The following is a 311-nucleotide window of genomic DNA, read 5'->3' as shown; positions in this document are numbered from 1 at the left end:
CGACGCGGGGTGGAGCAGTTCGGTAGCTCGCTGGGCTCATAACCCAGAGGTCGCAGGTTCAAATCCTGCCCCCGCTACCAGGCCAGAGGCTCGGGATCCGGAAACGGAATCGAGCCTCTGATCGTTTCAGAGTTTGACCGTCACGGGCACTGCTCTGAAGGCTGTATAGTTCTAAGCAACACACCGACGCGGGGTGGAGCAGTTCGGTAGCTCGCTGGGCTCATAACCCAGAGGTCGCAGGTTCAAATCCTGCCCCCGCTACCAGGCCAGAGGCTCGGGATCCGGAAACGGAATCGAGCCTCTGATCGTTT

Annotated in this window: 2 tRNA genes; both read left to right on the top strand. The window is 60.1% G+C overall.

The annotated features are described in order from the left end of the window. Positions 1-3: 3 nt before the first annotated feature. Positions 4-80 (top strand) — tRNA-Met (locus E1292_RS50720). A gap of 107 nt (positions 81-187) precedes the next feature. After that, positions 188-264 (top strand) — tRNA-Met (locus E1292_RS50715). Positions 265-311: the final 47 nt, after the last annotated feature.

The organism is Nonomuraea deserti (genome assembly GCF_004348685.1).
In the GTDB taxonomy this organism is placed as follows: domain Bacteria; phylum Actinomycetota; class Actinomycetes; order Streptosporangiales; family Streptosporangiaceae; genus Nonomuraea; species Nonomuraea deserti.
The sequence above is the reverse complement of the archived record's forward strand: the minus strand, read 5'-3'. Positions and strand labels throughout refer to the sequence as shown.